This is a genomic window from Rhodococcus sp. C-2 (assembly GCF_027854095.1).
Taxonomy (GTDB): Bacteria; Actinomycetota; Actinomycetes; order Mycobacteriales; family Mycobacteriaceae; genus Rhodococcus_F; species Rhodococcus_F qingshengii.
Genome location: NZ_JAQGFI010000039.1, coordinates 1,766 through 2,009, shown reverse-complemented (window position 1 = coordinate 2,009; position 244 = coordinate 1,766). Strand labels below are relative to the sequence as shown.

Here is a 244-nt window from a genome sequence, read left to right as displayed (position 1 = left end):
CCTGCGCCTTGCCGCCTCGATCCGTGCCGGCACCGTCAGCGCCTCGGTCATGCTGCGCAAGCTGGCGGGTTTCCCGCGTCAGAACCCGGTCGCCCGCGCCCTGCGCGAGATTGGACGGATCGAGCGCACACTGTTCATGCTCGACTGGTTCGACGATCCCGACCAGCGGCGCCGCACCGGCAGCATCCTCAACAAGGGCGAGGCCCGCAACGCGCTCGCCCGCGCCATCTTCTTCAACCGGCTC

The 244-nt window shown here is 69.7% G+C and carries 1 protein-coding gene; it reads left to right on the top strand.

Annotated elements, in window-relative coordinates:
• Nucleotides 1-244, top strand: a 244-nt coding sequence (locus PCS43_RS33340) for a Tn3 family transposase (RefSeq protein ID WP_270923254.1), incomplete at both ends; no start/stop codon positions are given.